At 43.8% G+C, this 2,019-nt stretch carries 1 protein-coding gene; it reads right to left on the bottom strand.

The features are described from left to right. Positions 1 to 49 precede the first annotated feature (49 nt). Positions 50 to 2,019 (bottom strand): BglG family transcription antiterminator (locus tag WAM07_RS08060; RefSeq protein ID WP_422165971.1); only part of this gene is annotated, 1,970 nt, incomplete at its 5' end.

The raw sequence follows: 2,019 nt of genomic DNA, 5'->3' as shown, positions 1-2,019 counted from the left end.
TCCACATACTACTAATACTTTTTTCATTTTAAATTCCTCCTCAAATTTTTTATCCTTCTACGGATTGGTTGATAATTTCAAGAACGGTTTCCTGATCATCCGCTGCAATTAGCTTATCCACATTGTCCTCATTTGATAACAGTTCCGTGAGTTGCGCTAAGGCTTTCAGGTGGGTCTGGTTATCAATGGCTGCAAGCACAATCACTAACTGCGCGCGGTGCTTTTCTTTTTCTGAAAAGTACACCGGTTCTTTTAGTCGCAGGAAACTCATCCCGAGTCGTTCTACTCCTGCTTCCGGGCGTGCATGGGGGATCGCAATTCCCGGTGCGATGACAACGTATGGGCCTAATTCATGGACGGTATCAATCATCGCCTGCACATATTCCTCGTGAATGGATTCTTGATCGATCAGTGGCTGAGCGGCCGTCTTAATGGCTTCTTCCCAACTTGGCACCTGGTCTTTTAATTGAATGGTTTTTTTGGTTAATAAATCATTGAGCATAGGCTTTTTAATCTCCTTCGTTCCGGGAGTGTTTTGTTCTAATATGTGAACCAATTCCTGTTTCAATTCATCCTTCTGATGAATCGTCGCATAGCGTTCGATGACTTCGAGCATGTGGTCGACTGGTTTTTTTTCAGATGGCTTGGAGTCGAATAGTTCGTTGACCCTTTGCATGACCTGCTCTTTTTCGATATTCGTTAAGATGGCTGGAACATGAATAACGGGAATATCTTTCGGTTTAATATAATTGGTTGAAAAGATCACATCTGCCTGATATTCGTTGTTTTGAAACTCCCTCGTTGACAGGGTGGTAATGACATTGAGTCCGGCAATTAAGTTCTCCAACTGGGTGCGCAGCATATGGGACGTTCCAATCCCATTTTCACAAACGATAATCGCGCTGAGCCTGGTTTCGACCTGCTTTTTCTCTTTGGTGAGCCAGCCTCCGAAGTGTAAGGTAATGTAAGCCACTTCTTCATTAGGAATCGGCTTCCCGATATAAATCTCCAGGTGTCTCATCACCCGTTTCGTTAAATGGAAGATATCCGGGTAGTTTTCCTGGATGGTCTCCGCTAAGTCATTCGCGATATGCACCCCGTACTTGAGACGGTAATAAGTGGGCTTAATATGAGAGATCATATTTTCTTCAAGCCCTTCCTTATCATCAAATACTACGCAGGAATACAGTTGAAAATCGGCAATCATCTGCTGCACAACTTCTTTCAGTCCGGCTAATTCCTGCTCGGTATAGCGGCTGAAGTCATCGTGCTGGACTTTCGATCCCAGGAGGTTCATCGTAATAAAATAAACCTCGTCTTCCGGAAAAGAAACCCCTCGTAAGGCTTCGAGTTTATTCGCAATCAGCAGGGAAGCCTGATAAGCTTTCGTCTGCTGGAGAACCTCTTTCTCTGCTGACTGAACATGAATATACTTCTCTGAATCAATTCGCTTCATGATCATTAAGATCTGTAAGGAAAGAATCTCCATCATTTCATCGGTCAGCGTTAAACCTAATTCCTGTTCAGCTTCCATAAGCAATTGTCTTACTGAACGCCACTGATCTGTTTCCGTTTCCCACGTATTGCTGCCGGGCAGGATCATCTTCTGAATTTCATTTCTGACATTCTGCCAATCCGGCTGCGATAAAACGGTTGCGAGAATATTGGAAAGCATTGTTCTTTTCGCGTCCTCAGGGCCGCTTATCCTGTAGCCTGACTGCTTCTCATAATATAACTGCAAGCCAGCTTCCCTAAATTCCTGTTTGATCGTTTTGATCACTTTGGCAACCGTTCCACGGCTCATACTCGTAAGATCCATAAACGTCTGCATTGAGGCATCTTGCTCTTCCAGTAATATTTTCGCTTTAATCAGAACTTCTCGTTCCTGTTTAGATAACTGATACTGCCAATCTTCAAAGCTCTGATCCAGTTCGTCCATGAGTTCTGCTTTAGATGAAGGAGGCAAAAACAGCCCCTCGCCATGTTTACTTTCAATAGGTTCCAATTTCTGAGTCTGCA

The sequence above is a fragment of the Halobacillus sp. genome, assembly GCF_049282395.1.
Lineage (GTDB): Bacteria > Bacillota > Bacilli > Bacillales > Halobacillaceae > Halobacillus.
This window is presented reverse-complemented; position numbering and strand designations above follow the sequence as displayed.